Raw genomic sequence first — 21,182 nt, forward strand, 5'->3', positions numbered from 1 at the left:
CCTTTTCTATTGTTATCTTCCAATTCATCATATCAAATATGTGAAGAGAATTTTAATGTGAGTGTATAGAATGTGTAAAGATTCTGTAAATAATCAATTATTTGTAAAAATATGTGATATATTTCTTCATGTTTATGAAAGGTTATTTTATAACAATGAAAAATGGAGGCATTAATATGTTGAAAAAAGTTTTTGCAATGAGCACAACAGTTGTACTAGCAGCGGGATTATTAAGTGGCTGTGGAACGAAGGAATCAAGTGCAAGTAAAAATGAAGATACGAAAAAAGGGTATGTACCGAAGACTTTAAATGTTCAATTTGTTCCTTCTCAAAATGCAGATACGTTAGAGGCGAAGGCAAAACCGCTTGAGAAGCTATTAAGTGATAAGTTAAATATTCCAGTAAAAGTTAGTATTTCAACGAACTACAATACAATTGTAGAAGCGATGGCATCTAAACAAGTAGATGTAGGATTTTTACCGCCAACAGCGTACGTATTAGCACATGAAAAGAAGGCTGCAAATGTAATTTTACAAGCACAACGTTTTGGAGTAGAGGATGAAACAGGAGCTCCTACAAAAGATTTAGTAGATTATTATAAATCTGAGTTTGTTGTTAAAAAAGACTCTAATATAAATAGTGTAAAAGATTTAAAAGGTAAAAAGATTGGTTATCAAGATGTAACATCATCAGCAGGGTATGTATGGCCTGCAGCTGTTCTATTAAAAGAGGGAATTGATCCGTTAAAAGATGTGAAACCTGTTACATTAAAAGGTCACGATCAGTCGCTTATTGCTCTTTTAAATGGTGACGTAGATGCAGCTGTTGTATTCCAAGATGCTCGTAATATTGTAAAAAAAGATTATCCGAATATATTCGAGCAAACGAAAATAGTGAAATTTACGGAGAAAATTCCAAACGATACGATTTCGGTACGTTCTGATTTAGATGAAGAGTGGAGCAAGAAATTACAGGATGCTTTCATTGAAATTGGAAAAAATGAGGAAGGTCACAAAATCATTAAAGAAGTATATTCACATGAAGGATATGTTAAATCTGATGATAGTAAATTTGACATCGTTCGTGAATATGGGAAGAAAGTAAAAACGCAATAATACATATGGAAATGGCAGCTAGCTGAAAGGGAATGTTTTCAGTTAGTTTGTCGTTTTGAATACATAGAAGGTAGGTAAGATGTGTGATAGAATTTCGAAATGTCTCCAAAGTGTATCCAAATGGTACAAAAGGATTGAATAATATAAACTTGAAAATTCAAAAAGGTGAGTTTGTTGTAATGGTAGGGCTGTCCGGAGCTGGAAAGTCTACACTTCTAAAATCGGTAAATCGTCTTCATGAGATTACAGAAGGCGAAATCATGATTGAATGTGAGTCTATTACTGCTGCAAAAGGAAAAGATTTACGACGTATGCGCCGGGATATTGGTATGATCTTTCAAAGTTTTAACCTTGTAAAGCGATCAACAGTATTGAAGAATGTATTAGCTGGCCGTGTTGGATATCATTCGACATTGCGTACAACGTTAGGTTTGTTTCCGAAAGAGGATGTGGAGCTCGCATTTCAAGCGTTAAAAAGAGTGAATATTTTAGAAAAAGCATATGCACGTGCTGATGAATTATCAGGAGGACAACAACAACGTGTATCGATAGCTAGAGCATTGGCGCAAGAAGCAAAAATCATATTGGCAGATGAACCTGTTGCGTCGTTAGATCCGCTAACAACAAAGCAAGTATTAGATGATTTAAAGAAAATTAATGAAGATTTTGGAATTACAACAATTGTAAACTTACATTCTATTGCTTTAGCTAGGCAATATGCGACGCGTATTATTGGATTACATGCAGGCGAAATTGTTTTTGATGGTTTAGTAGAAGCAGCAACGGATGAAAAGTTTGCTGAAATTTATGGTGACGTAGCACAGAAAAGTGAATTGTTAGAGGTGGCAGCTAAATGAATGATGTGACGATATATTCGAAGTCGATACCGAAGCCGCCGAGTAAGTTAAAACATATGTTAACGTTTATTCTATTCATTTTACTGTTGTGGGGAAGTAGTATACAGGTCGACGCATCATTTTCAAAGATAGTAGTTGGTTTTCCTAATATAATGGATTTGTTAAAAGAAATGGTGCCGCCAGATTGGAGTTATTTTCAAGTTATTACAACAGCAATGTTAGATACAATACGTATGGCGATTATTGGGACGACTTTAGGAGCGATTTTAGCTATTCCACTTGCACTGTTTGCGGCAAGTAATGTGTTTACTAGTACATTTTTATACAGTCCAGCTCGATTGATTTTAAATTTTATTCGAACGATACCAGATTTATTATTAGCGGCAATTTTCGTAGCTATTTTTGGAATAGGACCACTTCCGGGTATTTTAGCTCTTACTTTTTTCTCAATTGGGCTCGTGGCGAAATTGTTGTATGAATCAATTGAATCAATTGACCCTGGCCCACTAGAAGCGATGACAGCTGTAGGGGCTAATAAGGTGCAATGGATTGTTTATGGAGTCATTCCACAAGTAAAAGCACACTTTGTTTCCTATGTACTATATACATTTGAGGTGAATGTACGGGCAGCGGCTGTCCTAGGTTTAGTAGGAGCAGGTGGTATTGGACTATATTATGATCGTACACTTGGATTTTTACAATATCAACAAACTGCATCTATTATCATCTATACTCTTGTTGTTGTATTGGTAATTGATTATGTAAGTACATTGTTGCGGGAGAAATTATAATGAGTAAAACGACGATAATCGTACCAAAACCGAAGAAACCGAGTGTGTATCGCTCGTTTATTTTTATAGCACTTACATTTGTTTATATATGGGCTTTTTCAGGAGTACCGCTAGAGGGAATAAAGGAAACGGCGGGAGAAATTACAAAAGCAATTATGACAGGGATATTGACTCCAGACTGGTCGTATGTATCTTTGCCAGATGGTGAAGATTTATTACATGGATTAATTGATACGTTGGCAATTGCGATATTAGGTACATTTATTTCTGCATTTTTATCTGTTCCGTTTGCTTTTTGGGCGGCAACGAATATGAGTAGTGGAAAATTAACTTCAGGATTTGGGAAATTTGTACTTAGTTTTGTTCGTACGTTTCCTGAATTAGTTATGGCTCTTTTATTTATAAAAGCTGTTGGTCCAGGCTCTTTTGCAGGAGTATTAGCCTTAGGATTGCATTCTATTGGAATGTTAGGAAAACTATATTCAGAAGGAATTGAAAACATAGATAAAGGACCGACGGAAGCGTTACTAGCAACAGGAGCAAATCGTTTTCAAATACTTTGGTATGCGGTGTTACCGCAAGTGTTACCAGATTTTCTATCGTATACGTTATACAGATTTGAAATTAATGTACGATCCGCTGCGATTTTAGGAGTTATCGGAGCAGGAGGGATTGGTACACCTTTAATTTTTGCGCTGAGTTCACGGAATTGGTCTCGTGTTGGTATTATTTTATTAGGTATTATTTTAATGGTAATTATAATTGATTTGATTTCAAGCTCGATTCGGAAACGGATTGTTTAACTTATTTGAAAAGCATCGAAGTTAGATGCTTTTTTATGTTTTTAAAAACTTATTTAAAAAAGTAAGTGTAGAAGAAATTTGTATAAATATACAGATAATTCCCTTTCTTTTTAAAATAAAAATAATGAAAAAGTATGTCATATTGAATGCCCATACATTCCCGGATACATTGATTTTTTTATAAAAAATCAAAAAAATATCAACATATTTGTCGATACATGTTGTATAATCTTGCGTGGGAAGCTATCATATAAATGTATAAAACGTTTACTAATATAAGCGAAGGGAAGAATAGCATGTCACATTCAATCGAACAACTTTCTATCAACACGATTCGCACATTATCCATCGATGCGATTGAAAAAGCAAACTCTGGTCACCCAGGAATGCCAATGGGTGCAGCACCAATGGCTTATACATTATGGACTCAATTTATGAAACACAATCCAAATAACCCAACGTGGTTTAACCGTGATCGTTTCGTATTATCTGCAGGTCATGGTTCAATGTTATTATACAGCCTACTTCACCTATCTGGTTATGATGTAACAATGGATGACTTAAAGAACTTCCGTCAATGGGGAAGCAAAACTCCAGGACATCCTGAGTATGGTCATACAGCTGGTGTAGATGCAACGACTGGTCCACTTGGACAAGGTATTGCAACTGCTGTAGGTATGGCAATGGCTGAAAGACATTTAGCTGCTAAATATAACCGTGATGCGTATAATGTAGTAGATCATTATACATACGCTATTTGTGGTGATGGAGATTTAATGGAGGGCGTTTCTGCTGAAGCATCTTCATTAGCTGCTCATTTACAATTAGGTCGTCTTGTTGTGCTTTACGATTCAAACGATATTTCATTAGATGGCGATTTAAATCGTTCATTCTCTGAAAGTGTAGAAGATCGTTACAAAGCATACGGATGGCAAGTAATCCGTGTTGAGGATGGAAACGATATTGAAGCAATCGCGAAAGCAATTGAAGAAGCGAAAGCTGACGAAAAACGCCCAACGCTAATTGAAGTAAGAACGACAATTGGTTTCGGTTCTCCAAACAAATCAGGAAAATCAGCTTCACATGGTTCTCCACTTGGTGTAGAAGAAACAAAATTAACGAAAGAAGCATATGCTTGGACTGCTGAGCAAGACTTCCACGTAGCAGAAGAAGTATATGACAACTTCCGTAAAACAGTACAAGATGTTGGTGAAACTGCGCAAGCTGAGTGGAACACGATGCTAGGTGAATATGCACAAGCATACCCAGAATTAGCAAACGAATTCCAAGCAGCAATGAACGGTCAACTTCCAGAAGGTTGGGAGCAAAACTTACCAACTTATGAATTAGGATCAAAAGCAGCAACTCGTAATTCTTCTGGTGCTGTAATTAATGCAATTGCAGAGTCTGTACCATCATTCTTCGGTGGATCTGCTGACCTTGCTGGTTCTAACAAAACATACATGAATAACGAAAAAGACTTTACAAGAGATGATTACAGCGGTAAAAACATTTGGTACGGTGTACGTGAGTTCGCAATGGGTGCAGCAATGAACGGTATTGCACTACATGGTGGTTTAAAAACTTACGGTGGTACGTTCTTCGTATTCTCTGATTACTTACGTCCAGCAATTCGCCTTGCAGCATTAATGCAATTGCCAGTAACGTATGTATTCACACATGACAGTATCGCTGTTGGTGAAGATGGTCCAACACATGAACCAATCGAGCAATTAGCAGCGCTTCGTGCAATGCCAAACGTTTCTGTTATCCGTCCTGCTGATGGTAACGAATCTGTTGCAGCTTGGAGACTAGCTTTAGAATCTACAAACAAACCAACTGCTTTAGTATTAACTCGTCAAGACCTTCCAACATTAGAAGGTGCAAAAGATGATACGTATGAAAAAGTAGCAAAAGGTGCATATGTAGTTTCTGCAAGCAAGAAAGAAACGGCTGACGTAATCTTACTTGCAACTGGATCTGAAGTAAGCCTAGCTGTTGAAGCTCAAAAAGCATTAGCAGTAGACGGCGTTGACGCAGCTGTTGTCAGCATGCCATCTATGGATCGCTTCGAAGCTCAAACTGCAGAGTACAAAGAATCTGTATTACCAAAAGCAGTAACAAAACGTTTCGCAATCGAAATGGGTGCTACATTCGGATGGCACCGTTACGTAGGTCTTGAAGGAGATGTGTTAGGTATCGATACATTCGGTGCTTCTGCTCCTGGTGAGAAGATTATGGAAGAGTATGGATTTACTGTAGAGAACGTTGTTCGTAAAGTAAAAGAAATGCTTTAATCATTTCAGAAAAATCTCTCCGGCATGGAGAGGTTTTTCTATGTAAATGAGTTTTTTCGACAGAAAAAGTTTTTTATCTCTCCGCAGTCAGACAATCATTGCAAATTTTCTTATATATAATGAAGAGAAAAGGTTGTCCAGATTGGGAGTGGAAAAATGAAAACGTATGAATTGTATTTAATTCAAGAGGATATTGCGAAAGCTTATTTTGGTCGTGAATATTTGTTTTTTGATTTATTTGCTCGATTTTCAGAATCTGGGTCCCTTTCGGAGAAAAAAGTGTTATATAAGCAAATGATGTATATAACGATGCCATTGCAAGTAATGAAAATTCATCATAAATTAGAACAAGCTTTGCGCGTTCTTGGTAAATATGATAGAACACATCATACACATACACTTTATACGGGAGCGGAGTACGGCGAAATAATGGTGAAACCGCACTATATTCGTATGAATACCTCTGGAAATGTCTCTATGGAAACGACGTTCTTTGAGGTGTTAAGAAAGTGTGAATTAACATTTTTAGCTATGGATTATGAAAATACAAAGTACGGATGGCTGAATCCTCTAAAACAAGTACGAACATATGTGTAAAAAATGTCGAATTGTATCTTGTCTTATTGAAAAGGTTTTAGTACACTGTAAGGTAGACAACATGAAGGAGGAAAATATATGCCAATTTGGTTAGGTATTCTAGTGGGCGTAGTAGCACTAGTAGCAGGCGTGGCGTTAGGATTTTTCATTGCCCGCAAATACATGATGAATTACTTACAAAAAAATCCACCAATTAACGAACAAATGTTAAAAATGATGATGATGCAAATGGGACAAAAACCTTCCCAAAAGAAAATCAATCAAATGATGAGCGCAATGAACAAGCAACAAATGAAATAAGCGCTAAAAGACACTCGCTAAGAGTGTCTTTCTTTTTGTTAGTTATAGTTTTTAAAACTTTTAAAAATTCTGTATTTTTGGTAAACTGAAAACATCGCTCATTTTAAGGGAGGAGGAAAAAAATGAAAGTGTTTATGAATTTAGCGTGGTTTTTTAAACAAGAAAAACGAGCGTACATAACTGGAATTATTTTATTGTTTGGCGTTGCACTTTTAGAACTTGTAGCACCAAAAGTAATTGGAATCGTTGTAGATGAAATTAATGATGGAACATTGACGACCGATAAGTTACTAAAATGGGTTGTACTATTAGTAATTGTAGGTATTACGATGTACATATTACGTTACATATGGCGTATTATGATTTTCGGGTCTTCATTAAAATTAGCTCGCCAATTACGAAAAAATTTGTATGAACATTTTACAAAGATGAGTCCATCTTTCTATCAGTCAAATCGGACAGGTGATTTAATGGCACATGCGACCAATGATATTCAAGCGATCCAGCAAACTGCTGGAGCAGGTGTTTTGACGCTTGTTGACTCATTAGCTGTCGGAGGATGTGTACTCGTAGCGATGGGTTTTACAATTAGTTGGAAGTTAACATTATTAAGTTTAATTCCAATGCCGATTGTAGCTATTTCGACAAATTATTATGGAACTTTATTACATAAAAGGTTTCATAAAGCACAGCAATCGTTTTCGGAAATCAATGATAAAGTGCAAGAGAGTATGAGTGGAATGAAAGTGATTCGCTCGCTTGGACAAGAGAAAGAAGATTTACAGGCGTTTCGAAGAAAATCAGAAGATGTTGTACATAAAAATGTGTTAGTTGCACGTATTGATTCGTTATTTGATCCGACAATCTCTCTTATCGTTGGATTTTCTTTTTTAATCGCAGTATGTTACGGATCGGTATTAGTTGTAAGAGGTGAATTAACAGTAGGTGATCTCGTTACATTTACGACATATTTAGGTACCCTCGTTTGGCCAATGTTAGCGTTTGGATGGTTATTCAATATTATGGAGCGTGGGCGTGCTTCATATGACCGTGTAGAAAAAATTCTTTCACAAAAATCAGATGTAGTAAATAGCGAAAATGCTGTACATACAATAGCGAGCGGTAATGTTTCGTTTGCCGTTGATTCATTTTCGTATAAGAAAAATGAATTGTTACATTTAAACGATATTCACTTTGATTTGAAGAAGGGCGAAACGCTAGGAGTTGTAGGACGTACAGGCGCAGGGAAAACGACTTTATTAAAATGTTTAATCCGTGAGTATGATCATTTTAATGGTGAATTAAAAATTGGGGAGCGAGATATTCGAGATATAACACTTCATGGTGTCCGTTCTGCCATTTCATACGTGCCGCAAGATCATTTTTTATTTTCAGCAAGTATTGGCGAGAATATTGCCTTTGGAAAGGCGGATGCTACATATAATGAAATTACCCAAGCAGCAGAGATTGCTTGTATTCATAATGACATCCTCCAATTTTCAGAAGGATATGAAACAGTAGTAGGGGAAAGAGGTGTTTCGTTATCTGGTGGTCAAAAACAGCGAATCTCTATTGCTCGTGCTTTATTAACAAATGCTGAAATTTTAATTTTGGATGATTGTTTATCAGCGGTAGATGCAAAAACAGAAGAGACGATTTTAAGTGCCTTAAAGAGGGAGAGAGCAGGGAAAACGACGATTATTACTGCACACCGATTAAGTGCAATTCAGCATGCCAATCTTATTCTTGTTGTTGATGAAGGTAGAATTGTACAAAGAGGTACACATGAGGAATTAATGAAGGAAAACGGCTGGTATAAGGAAATGTATGAAAGCCAGCAATTAGAAGCTTTAGTCGAGAAAGGAGGCGTATGATGGTAGAGAAGAAGCGAAGTGATTTAAGTAGATTGCTTTCCTATATGAAGCCATATAAAGGGTTACTATCTTTAGCATTTATCTTTTTAGTTGGTGCGACAGTAACGGAAATGATGGGTCCTTTTTTAATTAAACAATTCCTCGATGAACACCTAGTACCGCGGGATTTTGAACGATCAGCGCTCGTTACTTTATTTGTAATTTACATAGTTGCTCATTTATTAAAAGTACTATTTACGTATTTAAATCTATTGTACTTTCAGAACATTGCTTTTAAGATTGTTCAAGATATGCGAGTTGAAGTATATGAACATGTTCAAAAGCTGTCATTAAGTTTCTTTGATCGTACGCCGATTGGTACACTTGTATCGCGTATAACAAATGATACGGAAGCGATTAAAGATTTTTATGTCAGTGTATTATCAACATTTGTAAAAAATGTAGTCTTTTTAGTAGGTATTTTAGTAGCGATGTTTTTATTAGATGTAAAATTAGCGCTATTTTCTCTCGTATTAATTCCGATAATGTTTGCGATTATGGTATTATATCGCCGGAAAAGTGCAGCTTTTTATTTAGAAGTACGTAATCAACTAAGCGTGTTAAATGCAAAGTTGAACGAGTCCATACAAGGAATGAATATTGTTCAAGTGTTCAGACAAGAAAAACGTATGAGAAAAGAGTTTGAAGAAGTGAATAATAAACATTATAGTGCAGGGCGACGTACTTTGAAGTTAGACGCATTACTTTTACGACCAGCTACGGATTTAGTACATATTGTAGCTATTGCGTTAGTACTAGGTTTATTTGGGATTGATGCTTTAAAGAGTCCTGTTGAAGTAGGAGTTTTATATGCTTTTGTTAACTATATACATCGTTTCTTCCAACCTGTAAATGAGATGATGATGAAATTGTCCTTCTTCCAACAGGCACTTGTTTCGTCATCACGTGTATTTCATTTAATGGACGAGAAAGATTTAGCACCGGTTCAAAAAGGCAATGAGAATCCTCAAATCGTGGATGGAGATATTGAATTTAAAAATGTTACTTTTTCATATGATGGAAAGCGTGACGTTTTAAAAAATGTATCATTTCACGTGAAACAAGGGCAAACGGTTGCTTTTGTTGGGCATACTGGTAGCGGAAAAAGTACGATTATGAATTTGTTAATGCGATTTTATAATATTAAGTCAGGAAATATTGTAATAGACGGTGTAGATTTAGAAAAATTTGAAGAACGAGAAATTAGAAAGAAAATAGGACTCGTATTGCAAGATGCATTTTTATTTGCTGGAAATGTAAAGCAAAATATTCGTATGTATAATGAAGAAATTACGGATGAAGAAGTAAAAGAAGCTGCTCGATTTGTGCAAGCGAATACGTTTATTGAAAAGTTACCAAAACAGTATGAAACAGAAGTAGTAGAAAGAGGTGCAGCATTTTCAAGCGGTCAACGACAATTAATTGCTTTTGCTAGAACGATAGCAACGAATCCGAAAGTATTAGTATTAGATGAAGCAACAGCTAATATCGATACAGAAACAGAAGAGGCTATTCAAACAGCGTTGCAACAAATGCGAAAAGGTAGAACGACGATAGCCATTGCGCATAGGTTATCTACAATTCAAGATGCGGATCAAATTTTTGTGATGCATGATGGAGAGATAGTAGAGAGAGGGACACATCAAGAATTATTAAGTGAGCAAGGTTTGTATTATAATATGTATTTGCTACAAAATAAAGTGAGTTTGCAAAAGGCCTTGTAATACAAGGTCTTTTTTATTTTGTATACAAAATATGTTTACTCTTTGTTTCTATAGCATAAATGTCGTGTCCTCTTATGAAACTTGTACATATTGTATGTATACGAAGTAAAAAAATGATAGGAGATTTTATATGCAAAACAGATCAAGTTCAAATGTTACGTTTATTGATGTGTCTCATTGGGAAGGGAATATTGATTGGAATGCAGTGAAGGCATCTGGAATTCCAGCAGCGTATGCAAAAGCGACAGAAGGTGTAAACTACATTGATCCTACTTTTACTAAGAATGTACAAGCAGCACGAAATGCGAATGTATTAATTGGTGCATACCATTTTGCACGCCCAGAACAAAATGATGCAATTTCAGAGGCAAAATATTTTGTGAGTATATTACAAAATAACCAGACAGACTTAATGCCAGTTCTGGATTTAGAATCACCAATAGATCCGAGTAACAGTAATTTAACTGGTAACGCTATATCGAATTGGGCAAGAAGCTTCATAAATTATGTGAAACAGGCTACTGGAAAAGATGTAATGTTATATACAGGAGTTTGGTATATTAATGAGTTCGGAATTAGCGGATTAAGTGATATACCGCTTTGGATTGCTAAATACTCGAGTACACCGCCTGCTGATGCTGGTGGATGGACAACGTGGACAGCGTGGCAGTACACAGATTCAGGACAAATTTCAGGCGTAGGAAATTGTGATGTATCAGCTGCAGTTTCATTAGAAGCTTTAAAAGGGAATGGAGCAAGTGGTGGAGGTAATGTTTCCCCGCCTAATAATGCAACTCCAGTGTACGGGGTTGCTATAATTAATGGAGATAATGTGAATTTGAGAAGTGGACCATCTTTGCAGTCTAGTGTAATTCGCCAATTGAATCGTGGCGAAACATATGAAGTTTGGGGAGAACAAGATGGATGGCTTTGTTTAGGGACAAATCAGTGGGTATATAATGATCCGAGTTATATTCAGTATAAACATTATGTGGCGACTATTACTGGTGATAATGTAAATTTGCGTGATGCTCCATCATTAAATGGAAATGTTATAAGACAGTTACATCATGGTGAATCGTATCGAGTATGGAGTAAGCAAGATGGATGGCTTTGCTTAGGGACAAATCAATGGATATACTATGATCCAAGTTATATTCAGTATGGTGTACAATAGAGTGAAAATAAAAGGTGCCCCGTCAGAGGTGCCTTTTATTAAAAATATACAACTTTTACAAAGTCTATATCGAAACCATAGTATACTATAATAGATATATTTATAAAAAATAATCGAAAATGAAATAAAGGGGTAAAAATATGAATTATGTGCTAATAGGTGCGGTTTTAATATTATTAGCTGTAGTATTTGTGCTGTTTTATAAAAATAAACAGTTAGAATCAGAGAGTCAGCAAGTAGAATTTGAAAAGAAACAAGCAATTGAAACGTATGAAAACGAAATTGCAGCTACGGTGATAGAGCATAAAGAACAACAAAATAATTTAAAAAATATGGAACAGAAAAAATACAATGATTTACAAGTAAGTGCAAATAGAGAAATTGAAAATATGCGTATGATGAAGAATCAATTAGCTATGCAACATAGTAAAGAACGTGGTGAAATACAAAATAAACATAATAACGAAATACATATGTTTCAAAAATTAATTGCAAATTTACGAGAATATACTAAAAACGGCGCTGAAATGAATACGTACGAAACATTACATTATATGAAGCGAGGATTCATAGAGCAAGGCATCATATTAGATGCTGAAATTGAAATCATGCCGAATGTTTTTATTAAAAATAATAGTGAAATAAACGATAATCGAATCCATCATCTCATTTTGTGCAAAACTGGTATTTATCTACTTGAGACGAAAGAATGGGAAGAGAAATTAATTCATGGTTTAACGAAAGAAAATGCTGGTATATATTCATTTATGATTGATGAAATGGGTAAGTATCAACAAGAACTTGAAAAAGAAGAGACATTTGAATATATAGTAGGTAAAGATTCGGCAACTATACAAGTGAAAAATGAAGGGAATCCAGTATATAAGGCGAAGAAACTATCTCAAATTTTATACAATTGTTTGAAAGAAATGCAGGCTAATAGTATAAAAGAAAAGGTAAAACCAGTTGTATATTTTTATAATGAAAATGGAAAAGAAATAATAGATCTTTCAAGTGAGGAAACACCTAGATTAAAAGATCGGGAGCAAATTGTAACGTTCTTCAGAAATGAAATCTTAGCAGGAAAAATAGTATATACAGTGCAAGAATTAGAACAGATTCGAGAAATGATTAGCCGGATGAATTATATAGTGAGTTAAAAGGGGAGATCTTTCTGAACGCTATGCTACGTGGCATTTTGTATGTCTATTTTTGTATGTCTATTTTTGTTTGTATATAGTAATGTACATTGTATTTATATTCGTCATTGATATGGTCCATATACCCTTAAGTGTAAGGAGCATTTTTGTAGTATTCATACCATTTGTTTTATTAGTCATGATTCAAAGGGCTATTTTATATGTTTCTAAAAATCGTAATGAAGAAAAGAAGCAAATGTTGGGGGGGTTAATAGTAGCACTCATACCATTAATAGTGTGCACTGTACAACTAAGTGTAAATGAATATACATCAAAGTTTAATCAAAATAGATGGTTAAATCATGCAGATAAGCGGGTACATATGGTAGATGATCTATTACAAAAATATAAATTAATAGGGAAATCAAATGAAGAAATTACACAATTGTTAGGAGCCCCAACGGAAACGAGAAGTGGGGGAGAAGGAGTTATCACTTTGTATTATCTTGGGACTGAACGTGGCTTTATCCCAATAGATAGCGAACAGCTTATTTTACAATTTGATAGAGATGGTAAAGTCATGGAATATACGGTGCATAAAGATTAAAGAAACGTGGAGGGAAGCTATATGTTATAGCTTCTTTTTTATTTTTCAATATGTCAAGGAAGGGGGAGAAGGTTTTTGAGTGGAATAAGGAATGAAAGCGGAGGTGATGCATATATATAGATGCATTGGGCGATTATTCGCCCGATTGGTGAGGGTTAATAATCAATAAGTACGGACCAAAACCCCACTGATGAAAGTTTCACTTTATCATATTGTATAAATGAAAAGGAGGTAAGACGGTGAAAGCAATCCCGACTGATGTCCTGAGTAAAGAATTGATGGAAAGAGAAGGAGTTATATCTATTACAGTAAAGGAATTTGAAAAAATAGAAGTAGCTGGAGTAGTAGTAGCTGGTCCAGCGGTTATTTTGATTAATCAAGATTAAGTACATATCATTGAAATAAAAAGCATCCATCTAGGATGCTTTTTATTTGTATGTAAGGATAAATATGATGGATAATTGTGTTACTGGAGGGAAAGTCTGTGGCAATTATTATAACAATGTTAGTAATGGGTATTTTATTAGGATTTGTTGGAGCTGGAGGAGCTGGGTTTATTATCGCGATACTCACTTTAGTATTTCATATTCCTATTCATGTTGCTCTTGCAACATCTTTAACTGCAATGGCGTTTACGACATTATCAGGTGTTGTCAGTCATTACCGTGAAGGTAATGTAGCACTTATTATAGGCGGGATTGTTGGGGGATTTGGCGCAATTGGCTCTTATATTGGTTCTAAATTTGGTTCACTTATACCAGCACATCTTCTTCATTGGTTTACAGCTGGGATGTTATTTTTATCGGCAATTTTTATGTTTATTAAATTAATTATGTTCCAAAACAAAGAACAGTCATCTTTATATAAGCATAAAGAGTTTTCCATGAACTACTTGTTGAAATGTATATGCCTTGGATTAGTTACTGGAATGATGGCTGGTTCATTTGGGATTGGTTCTGCACCGTTTATTCAGCTTGGATTAATGGTTCTATTGGGATTAACGATTCAGCAATCTGTAGGGACAACAATGCTTGTTATATTACCGATTGCAATTGGAGGCGGTCTAGGATATAGTTCGGAAGGATATTTAGATTATATATTGTTATTGCAAGTATTAATTGGGACCATGTTAGGGGCATATATTGGCGCGAAGTTTACAAATTATGCACCGCGAATGCTTTTGAGGTTTTCGATGATTATGACACCGGTTTTAGCTGGATGTATGCTATTGATGGAGTAAGGTGAAATTATAATAAGTAGGGGGTTACTGCTTACAAATAGTGGGATAAAATTAATATAGCAAACTATTAATATATTTTACGAATGAATTATGTAGGTAATTCATATTTCCCATATAAAAGGATTTGTTTTAATATTATGAGTGTAAAGTTCGAGTATTCGAAGTACTACTTGAATTATATCCCTATCCCTTTTCTAAAAATGCGAACAAGTTTTGCCCTATTCTATTCAATAGTTAATTGCATAGAAATATATTGTTCGATGACCATTATGGAACGTACATAATGGGAAAATCCCGATCCTTAAAGAGGATGCCCCTAATCTTCATGTGAAAATATGATCGGATAAGAAAGCTGACCAATTTATGGTCGGCTTTCTTTTTGTTCAAAAACAATTTTTTCTTTAATTTCTGTTTGTAATAATACAGTTTTTCCAAAGCGACGTTTGCATTCCGCACGCACTTTTTCAATGGCTAGTAGCTGAGTAGTCGCGGGAACTGTGACAATAGCTTGGCGAGCCTTTCGATTTTCTTCACAAAAGACACATTCCACAACATAATTAGAAATCATATTTTCATCCTTCCAGTTTTAATTTCTAAAAAAGGATTGTCTATGAAGTTGATATAATTTTTCGTCATTGTTTTATTATTTTCCTCTTTTTTTCAAGGGGAAAATAAAAAAGAGGGCGAATTTTAGTAGGGGAGGGATGTTTATGGAGAGATGGATAGGTAGTGCAGCGGTATGTGTAAATGAAAGAAATGAAGTTTTAATGGTACTGCAGGGCAAAGAGGGAGAAGAAAAAAGATGGTCTGTCCCAAGTGGAGGACTTGAAAAGGGAGAGACACTAGAAGAATGTTGTATCAGGGAAGTTTGGGAAGAAACAGGTTACAATGTGGAAGTGGTAAATAAAATATATGAAAAAGAGGGTATTACATACGGTGTTCCAGTGTATGTCCATTATTATTTTGTTAAACAAATAGGCGGTAATATGAAAATCCAAGATCCTGATGAGTTAATACATGAAATTGCTTGGAAAGGGATACATGAAATTGAACAATTGTGTTTAGCTTTTCCAGAGGATTATGAATTGCTGTGCCAATATATAGATAAAGAAGCAAGTATGTAAATACTTGCTTCTTTAATGTATCCAAGACAAGAAAAGCGGAACGATAACTAAACTAGCGCCTGCTGTTAAAAGCATGGATAAACTTGCAATTGTTCCTTCCACAGGACCGATTTCGAATGCTTTTGATGTACCGGTTCCATTTGCGCTCGTTCCTAACATAATACCTTTTGCGATTGCTGTTTTAATGCGGCAAATGCGTATGAGAGAAGGACCGAGCAATGCTCCTGTTAAGGCAGTTAAAACGACAAATACAGCAGTTAATTGTGACATACCACCAATCATTTCTGAAATAGCCATTGCGATTGGTGTTGTTACGATATGTGGCGCTAAACTATGTTCTAGTGATGAATCAATTTGAAAATAATTTGCTAGTAGTGCTGAAGTAATGACTGATAAAAACGAACCGACAATGACATTAAGTAAGATAGCCATTCCATGTTTCTTTAACAAATCAAAATATTTATAGATTGGCCATGCAAAAGCAACTGTTGCGGGCTTTAATAATTCAGTTAACCAGTGACCACCAGATTCATATGTTTCATAAGGTGTATCTAATCCGAGCAATAAAGCAATTAAAATAATGGGACAGACGAGAAGAGGAGAAAGTAGACTCCAATTCCAACGTTGATACATTTTTTTTGATATCCAATATGTGAATAGTGTTAATAGTAAACAAAGAAATCCGATCATTGCGTTGATCCTTTCCGCTTTAGTAGCAATTCTGTTAAAAGTCCTGTAACTAAGGTAACGCAAAGAGTGCTAATCATAATAATTAAAATGAGATCGATTCCATATTGTGTTAGTGTATCTCTGTAACGTATGACAGCGACTGCAGAAGGGATGAAAAATAAAATAAGTTCTTTTAATAAAAAATCTGCTCCGTCCTGTATCCATTCTTTCTTAACTAGGTTAAATTTTAACGAAATTAATAATAAAAAAATACCGATTATACTTCCTGGAACTGGGAGGTGTGCCTGTTTTGCAATCCATTCACCTGTCCAAGCGAAACAAAATAGTAACAAAATTTGTCCGCTTAACTTCCACCATTTCATACAGTAACCACCTCTTTCTTTTTTTACATAAAAATTGTAAAAAAGAATTAACAATTTCTACTATACGTTCATTCAAAATATTTGTCTAATATATAAATTATATGTTATTAATATATTAGACATATTAATCGAAAGTGAAAAGGGTGTCCAAAAATGGAATTACGGCATTTGCAATATTTTGTTGTTGTGGCAGAAGAGTTACACTTTGGACGGGCAGCTGCTCGTTTACAAATGACACAACCACCACTTAGTCAACAAATACAGCAATTAGAAAAAGAAATGGGAGTTACATTATTTTCAAGAACGAAAAGAAAGGTTGAACTAACAGAAGCAGGAGAAATGTTTTTAAAAGAAGTAAAAAAAGCGTTTGAACAAATTGAAAAAGCAGTAGAAGTTGCACAAAGTGCGCAAAGGGGAGAAGTAGGATCACTTTCAATTGGTTTTGTAGGTGCGGCGATATATGATATTTTACCATCAATTGTTAGGGAATATAGAAAGAAATTTCCGAGAGTGTCTGTTGCATTACATGAATTGTCAACACCAGATCAAGTTCATGCACTTCATGATAACCGTATTGATATTGGCTTTTTACGTCCACCAATTCCAACACAATTATTAGAATTAGAGCCAATTCAAAGGTTATCTTGTACCTTATGTTTACCAAAGGCACATCCACTTGCAGAGAAAGATGAAATACATATAGAAGATTTACGAGATGAGCCGTTTGTATTTATTACGAGACCAGTATGGCCAGCTTTGTATGATACAATTTTATCTCTTTGCAGAGAAGTTGGATTTAGTCCACGTATTGTACAAGAAGCAACAGAGTATCAAACAGTTATGGGGCTTGTAGCGGCAGGGATTGGAATTACAGTAATACCCGTATCGGCAAATAAGTTATATAAAACAGAAGTTGTATATAAAGAATTATATGATTCTAATTTTGTGGCAGAAATGTCAGTGGCTTACAAAAAAATGAATAGTAATCCAGAGTTGCTAGAGTTTTTAAAAATTGCAAGAGAGAAGAAAAGAATAGAAGTAGAAGATGAGTAATAGTAGTAACAGAAAATGAAGTTAATTCAGATTTATAAAAGTACACCTTGTTAAACAATAAAGCGGAAATGCAACTTAAGTTGCATTTCCGCTTTATTGTTCTTTTTTTAGCTCGATACTAAATAGATAAACGTGTTCATTTTCTTTTAAGAGTAAATCAATACCTTTGTCTTCGTCAATTGTAGGGACGCTTACAGTTTCTTTACTTGTTTGGATTACAGCAGCTAAAATTGTTTTTTGATTGTATTTTAAATTTTTTATAGATTGGATTGTAGTAGTTGCGGAGCTATTTACGCTTGGTGGTGCTTCTTCATGAACAAGCGTTGAAGCACCTTCAATATTCATATACCACTGCCTTTTTTCTTGTATATCTTTATCGAATTGGAAATGTGGTGGTAAAAAAGAAAGCGTTACTTTCTTTTTTGAAAAATGTGAGGTAGCTATATTAGCAATTTCTTTTGTTTTTTTACCATTGTTATAATAATCAATTGTAGCATTTATTTCATCTTTATCATTTTTAAGCGTAACGTTATAAAACATGCTATTTCCTTCTTGAAAAGGAGTCATTTGTAAAATAGAAGCTTGCTCTTTTGTTAATTTGTATGGCTCAACAATGGCAACTTCATTGTTTTTTATTTTGCTACAACTTGTGAGTAATAATAAAAACAAGATTGATAGTAATTTTATACGCATGCAATCTCCTCCTTTTTACAATTATATTCTAAATGTGATTTTTTATCATTTCGTTTTCTAGGACTAAAGACTTAGAAGAAATTCCGATTGTAGTGCGATGTTTAAAATGTCATATTTTTATACACTAGTAGTATAGAATGCGTATGTAATAAGGTAGGGGAAGAATTTTATGTCTTTATGTCGGTTAGCGAGAAAAAATATTAGAACATTTGCTACCAAAAGGATGAAGCAATTTATGTGGATTGCTATGAGTATTATGATTTTGTTTTTTATGATATCGTTACAATTTAATGAAGGAGCTATTTTGAAAGTAGGGGATGCATTTGTATTTCAAATGTATTTTTACACACTGTTTATTGTACTAATTTTCATATGTATTTTTACTACATATAAAATGATGTACTCCCTTTTGCTAGTGAGGAGAGAGGAGTTTACATCTTATGTAGCAGAAAATATAAAAAGAAAAGAAGTACTATGTTTATTATGTCAGGAGCAATTATTCATTTATGGAGCAGCGTTTGTTTTTGGATTAGTTAATGGGATGTTATTTTTAAAATTATTTACGATTATCTTTATAAGAATAGCAGGAATACAAGGGATAAATAGTGCACCGATTACAATATATGCAATAGTAGTAGTGAGTATAATTATGATTGTTATCCTTCTATTATCGATGGTGCAATGTTTTCGATTTGTTCAAAGTTTACAAGATAAAAATTCGTTGCATTTCAAGAAAAAGGCATGAGAAATCATGCCTTTTTCCATTTTACACATAAAAATAATCATGTTACAGTGAAAAGACCTGACAAAGAATGGGAAGGAAAGGTTGTATAGAATGACAAATGAACAATCAATTGTAAAAGTCGATCGGTTAACGAAGCGAATCGGATCAAAGACACTTGTACAAAATATTAGTTTTGAAGTGAAAAAAGGCGAGGTTGTCGGTTTACTCGGACCAAACGGTGCTGGAAAAACGACTTTAATGAGAATGATGGTTGGTATGATCCGTATGACAGAAGGTGAAGTATGGATTGATGGTCAATCTGTGAAACAGCAATTCGAAAAAACAGCTGCGAAAATTGGAGCGGTAATTGAGACACCTGAATTTTATCCTTTTTTGAGCGGCTATGAAAATTTAACATATTTCGGACGAATGAATGGTAATGTGACCGAAGAACGTATCGATGAAGTAGTGAAATTGTTAGGGATGGGACAAGTAATTGATCGCAAAGTAAAAGCGTATTCACTCGGCATGAGACAACGTTTAGGAATCGCTCAGGCACTTATTCACGATCCAGACGTGTTGATACTAGATGAACCGACAAATGGATTAGACCCTAGTGGAATACATGAAATGAGAATGTACATAAAAAAAATTGCACATGAACAAGGAAAAGCTGTACTTGTATCAAGTCACTTACTTTCAGAAGTTGAATTAATGTGTGACAGAGTTATCATTATTCAGCACGGGGAATATGTGGCTACGCAAAATATTCAGCATAGCCAAAGCGAAGAGATGGAGACGATCCGTATACGTGTAGATGATGCGAATAAAGCAGCAGAAATATTAGGGCATGATGTTTTAGTAAAAGATAATGAATTACTTATTAATGTAAAAGATGAAGAAATCCCAAATGTTATTCGTACATTGCTTGAGAAAAATATTCAAGTGTATCGTGTATATGAAGAAAGAAAAACGTTAGAAGAGCAATTTTTAGAATTAACAGGGGGAAAAGATATTGTTTAATTTAGTATATAACGAACTGTATAAAATATTTAAGCGGAAGCGAACGATTATTCCATTTGCAGTTATTGCAGTATTAATAATCGGATTAGGATGGGTTACGGTAAAGTATTTTGAACCGGAAACAAAAGGATGGAAAGTAGATTATACAGAACGAACTGTAGAAATTGAGAAAAAGCTTGGCATGAAAAAAGAAGCTATTTTAGCAGAAAAATCAGGGGATGAGCTTGTAAAAGAATACCAGCTTAAGATGAAGCATTTAGATACGGATACAGCACCGGCAAGCAGTTCTCCACTTTCTTTCATGAGAGATACAGGTTTTATCGTATTTCCAATTTTGCTCCCATTTATCCTCGTGTATGCAAGTACAATTTTTGCGAATGAATATAGCTGGGGAACATATAAATTTTTAACGATACGACCAGCGAGTCGCTTTAAAATTTTAACAGCAAAATTTTTAGCAATCGTTATATTTGCAGCTTTATTATTTATATTTAATATGATCTTCTCCGCTTTATGTGGACTTGTTATTTATAAATTCCAACAGCCTGCATGGAGTGAGTTTATTTTCCAAGATGGAAATATAATAAAACAAAACATTTTTGTAGAAGCAAGTAAATATTATGTTTTATCGTGGTTACCAACGGTTGTGTACGCATCGTTTGCATTTATGATTTCTGTGTTAACGAGATCTAGTGGAGGTGCAATTGGTATTTCACTATTCCTTGCTTTATCAGGCAATATTGCGTTATTAGCAGCCACTAGATATAACTGGGCGAAATATTTATTGCCAGCAAACACAGATTTATATAGTATTTCAAAGAACGGAAGTTTTATTGATGGAGTAACATTCCCGTTTGCATCATGTATGTTGCTACTTTATTTGTTCGTATTTTTATGTATTTCATATACTGTGTTTTTAAAACGTGATTTAACTTAATAAGAAAAGCCGTTCA

At 34.7% G+C, this 21,182-nt stretch carries 23 protein-coding genes; 19 read left to right on the forward strand and 4 right to left on the reverse strand.

Features of this window, described 5'->3' with window-relative positions; translation table 11 throughout:
• The first annotated feature begins 176 nt into the window (after positions 1–176).
• The 14 genes from DN401_RS21735 (at position 177) to DN401_RS21800 (ending at position 14,560) form a co-directional block, all read left to right on the forward strand.
• On the forward strand, positions 177–1,115 hold the full coding sequence (locus DN401_RS21735) for a phosphate/phosphite/phosphonate ABC transporter substrate-binding protein (RefSeq protein WP_000915065.1): 939 nt from the start codon (positions 177–179) through the stop codon (positions 1,113–1,115).
• An 83-nt stretch (positions 1,116–1,198) separates the two neighbouring features.
• On the forward strand, positions 1,199–1,972 hold the full coding sequence (gene phnC, locus DN401_RS21740) for a phosphonate ABC transporter ATP-binding protein (protein WP_000569244.1): 774 nt from the start codon (positions 1,199–1,201) through the stop codon (positions 1,970–1,972).
• Positions 1,969–2,763 (forward strand): phosphonate ABC transporter, permease protein PhnE, encoded by a 795-nt coding sequence (gene phnE, locus DN401_RS21745; protein WP_001000760.1) that lies wholly within the window; start codon positions 1,969–1,971, stop codon positions 2,761–2,763. Before phnC ends, phnE (DN401_RS21745) begins: the two co-directional genes overlap by 4 nt.
• Positions 2,763–3,566, forward strand: coding sequence for a phosphonate ABC transporter, permease protein PhnE (gene phnE, locus DN401_RS21750; RefSeq protein ID WP_000047897.1), 804 nt, complete (start codon positions 2,763–2,765; stop codon positions 3,564–3,566). Before phnE (DN401_RS21745) ends, phnE (DN401_RS21750) begins: the two co-directional genes overlap by 1 nt.
• Positions 3,567–3,862: 296 nt before the next feature.
• Positions 3,863–5,863 carry a transketolase gene (gene tkt, locus DN401_RS21755; protein ID WP_000019766.1) on the forward strand — a complete coding sequence of 667 codons (2,001 nt, stop codon included), beginning with the start codon at positions 3,863–3,865 and terminating at the stop codon, positions 5,861–5,863.
• A gap of 156 nt (positions 5,864–6,019) precedes the next feature.
• The gene (gene sirA / locus DN401_RS21760; protein ID WP_000860645.1) at positions 6,020–6,460 is read left to right on the forward strand and encodes a sporulation inhibitor of replication protein SirA; all 441 of its coding nucleotides are present in this window, start codon (positions 6,020–6,022) and stop codon (positions 6,458–6,460) included.
• A 78-nt stretch (positions 6,461–6,538) separates the two neighbouring features.
• A complete protein-coding gene (locus tag DN401_RS21765) occupies positions 6,539–6,760 on the forward strand; it encodes a YneF family protein (RefSeq protein WP_001123317.1) in 222 nt (73 codons plus the stop codon).
• A gap of 122 nt (positions 6,761–6,882) precedes the next feature.
• Positions 6,883–8,634, forward strand: coding sequence for an ABC transporter ATP-binding protein (locus DN401_RS21770; protein WP_000862455.1), 1,752 nt, complete (start codon positions 6,883–6,885; stop codon positions 8,632–8,634).
• Positions 8,634–10,397, forward strand: coding sequence for an ABC transporter ATP-binding protein (locus tag DN401_RS21775; RefSeq protein ID WP_000229520.1), 1,764 nt, complete (start codon positions 8,634–8,636; stop codon positions 10,395–10,397). The genes DN401_RS21770 and DN401_RS21775 overlap by 1 nt, the downstream gene beginning before the upstream one ends.
• A 130-nt stretch (positions 10,398–10,527) precedes the next feature.
• The gene (locus DN401_RS21780) at positions 10,528–11,574 is read left to right on the forward strand and encodes a GH25 family lysozyme (protein ID WP_001181393.1); all 1,047 of its coding nucleotides are present in this window, start codon (positions 10,528–10,530) and stop codon (positions 11,572–11,574) included.
• A 140-nt stretch (positions 11,575–11,714) separates the two neighbouring features.
• On the forward strand, positions 11,715–12,734 hold the full coding sequence (locus DN401_RS21785; protein ID WP_025689692.1) for an NERD domain-containing protein: 1,020 nt from the start codon (positions 11,715–11,717) through the stop codon (positions 12,732–12,734).
• A gap of 82 nt (positions 12,735–12,816) precedes the next feature.
• Positions 12,817–13,320 (forward strand): hypothetical protein, encoded by a 504-nt coding sequence (locus tag DN401_RS21790; RefSeq protein ID WP_071741034.1) that lies wholly within the window; start codon positions 12,817–12,819, stop codon positions 13,318–13,320.
• 239 nt (positions 13,321–13,559) lie between these two features.
• Positions 13,560–13,706, forward strand: a complete 147-nt coding sequence (locus DN401_RS21795) for a BC1881 family protein (RefSeq protein WP_000644411.1) — start codon at positions 13,560–13,562, stop codon at positions 13,704–13,706.
• A 98-nt stretch (positions 13,707–13,804) separates the two neighbouring features.
• Positions 13,805–14,560 (forward strand): sulfite exporter TauE/SafE family protein, encoded by a 756-nt coding sequence (locus DN401_RS21800; RefSeq protein WP_000974659.1) that lies wholly within the window; start codon positions 13,805–13,807, stop codon positions 14,558–14,560.
• 361 nt (positions 14,561–14,921) lie between these two features.
• On the opposite strand, the gene DN401_RS21805 is transcribed toward DN401_RS21800, so the two are convergent.
• A complete protein-coding gene (locus tag DN401_RS21805) occupies positions 14,922–15,128 on the reverse strand; it encodes a DUF3903 domain-containing protein (RefSeq protein ID WP_000625222.1) in 207 nt (68 codons plus the stop codon).
• Between the two features lie 142 nt (positions 15,129–15,270).
• Between DN401_RS21805 and DN401_RS21810 the strand changes: the two genes are divergently transcribed.
• Positions 15,271–15,684, forward strand: coding sequence for an NUDIX hydrolase (locus tag DN401_RS21810; RefSeq protein WP_000442981.1), 414 nt, complete (start codon positions 15,271–15,273; stop codon positions 15,682–15,684).
• A gap of 12 nt (positions 15,685–15,696) precedes the next feature.
• On the opposite strand, the gene DN401_RS21815 is transcribed toward DN401_RS21810, so the two are convergent.
• Positions 15,697–16,374 (reverse strand): LrgB family protein, encoded by a 678-nt coding sequence (locus DN401_RS21815; protein ID WP_000578954.1) that lies wholly within the window; start codon positions 16,372–16,374, stop codon positions 15,697–15,699.
• Positions 16,371–16,736 carry a CidA/LrgA family holin-like protein gene (locus DN401_RS21820; RefSeq protein WP_000872365.1) on the reverse strand — a complete coding sequence of 122 codons (366 nt, stop codon included), beginning with the start codon at positions 16,734–16,736 and terminating at the stop codon, positions 16,371–16,373. The genes DN401_RS21815 and DN401_RS21820 overlap by 4 nt, the downstream gene beginning before the upstream one ends.
• 153 nt (positions 16,737–16,889) lie before the next feature.
• On the opposite strand from DN401_RS21820, the gene alsR reads away from it, so the two are divergent.
• Entirely contained in the window at positions 16,890–17,789 is a 900-nt protein-coding gene (gene alsR, locus DN401_RS21825; RefSeq protein ID WP_000423234.1) for an acetoin biosynthesis transcriptional regulator AlsR, read from the forward strand.
• Positions 17,790–17,882: 93 nt separating this feature from the next.
• Here the strand turns inward: alsR and DN401_RS21830 are convergent, their stop codons facing one another.
• Positions 17,883–18,482, reverse strand: coding sequence for a histidine kinase (locus tag DN401_RS21830; RefSeq protein WP_098214153.1), 600 nt, complete (start codon positions 18,480–18,482; stop codon positions 17,883–17,885).
• 169 nt (positions 18,483–18,651) lie between these two features.
• On the opposite strand from DN401_RS21830, the gene DN401_RS21835 reads away from it, so the two are divergent.
• From DN401_RS21835 to DN401_RS21845, 3 genes are all read left to right on the forward strand, one after another.
• Complete coding sequence (locus DN401_RS21835; protein WP_000050617.1) at positions 18,652–19,227, forward strand: ABC transporter permease; 576 nt, start codon at positions 18,652–18,654, stop codon at positions 19,225–19,227.
• 90 nt (positions 19,228–19,317) lie between these two features.
• Positions 19,318–20,229, forward strand: coding sequence for an ABC transporter ATP-binding protein (locus DN401_RS21840; RefSeq protein WP_000180622.1), 912 nt, complete (start codon positions 19,318–19,320; stop codon positions 20,227–20,229).
• A complete protein-coding gene (locus tag DN401_RS21845; protein ID WP_000482759.1) occupies positions 20,222–21,166 on the forward strand; it encodes an ABC transporter permease in 945 nt (314 codons plus the stop codon). Before DN401_RS21840 ends, DN401_RS21845 begins: the two co-directional genes overlap by 8 nt.
• The last annotated feature ends 16 nt before the right edge of the window (positions 21,167–21,182 follow it).

The organism is Bacillus sp. BF2-3, from assembly GCF_008368795.1.
Lineage (GTDB): Bacteria > Bacillota > Bacilli > Bacillales > Bacillaceae_G > Bacillus_A > Bacillus_A cereus.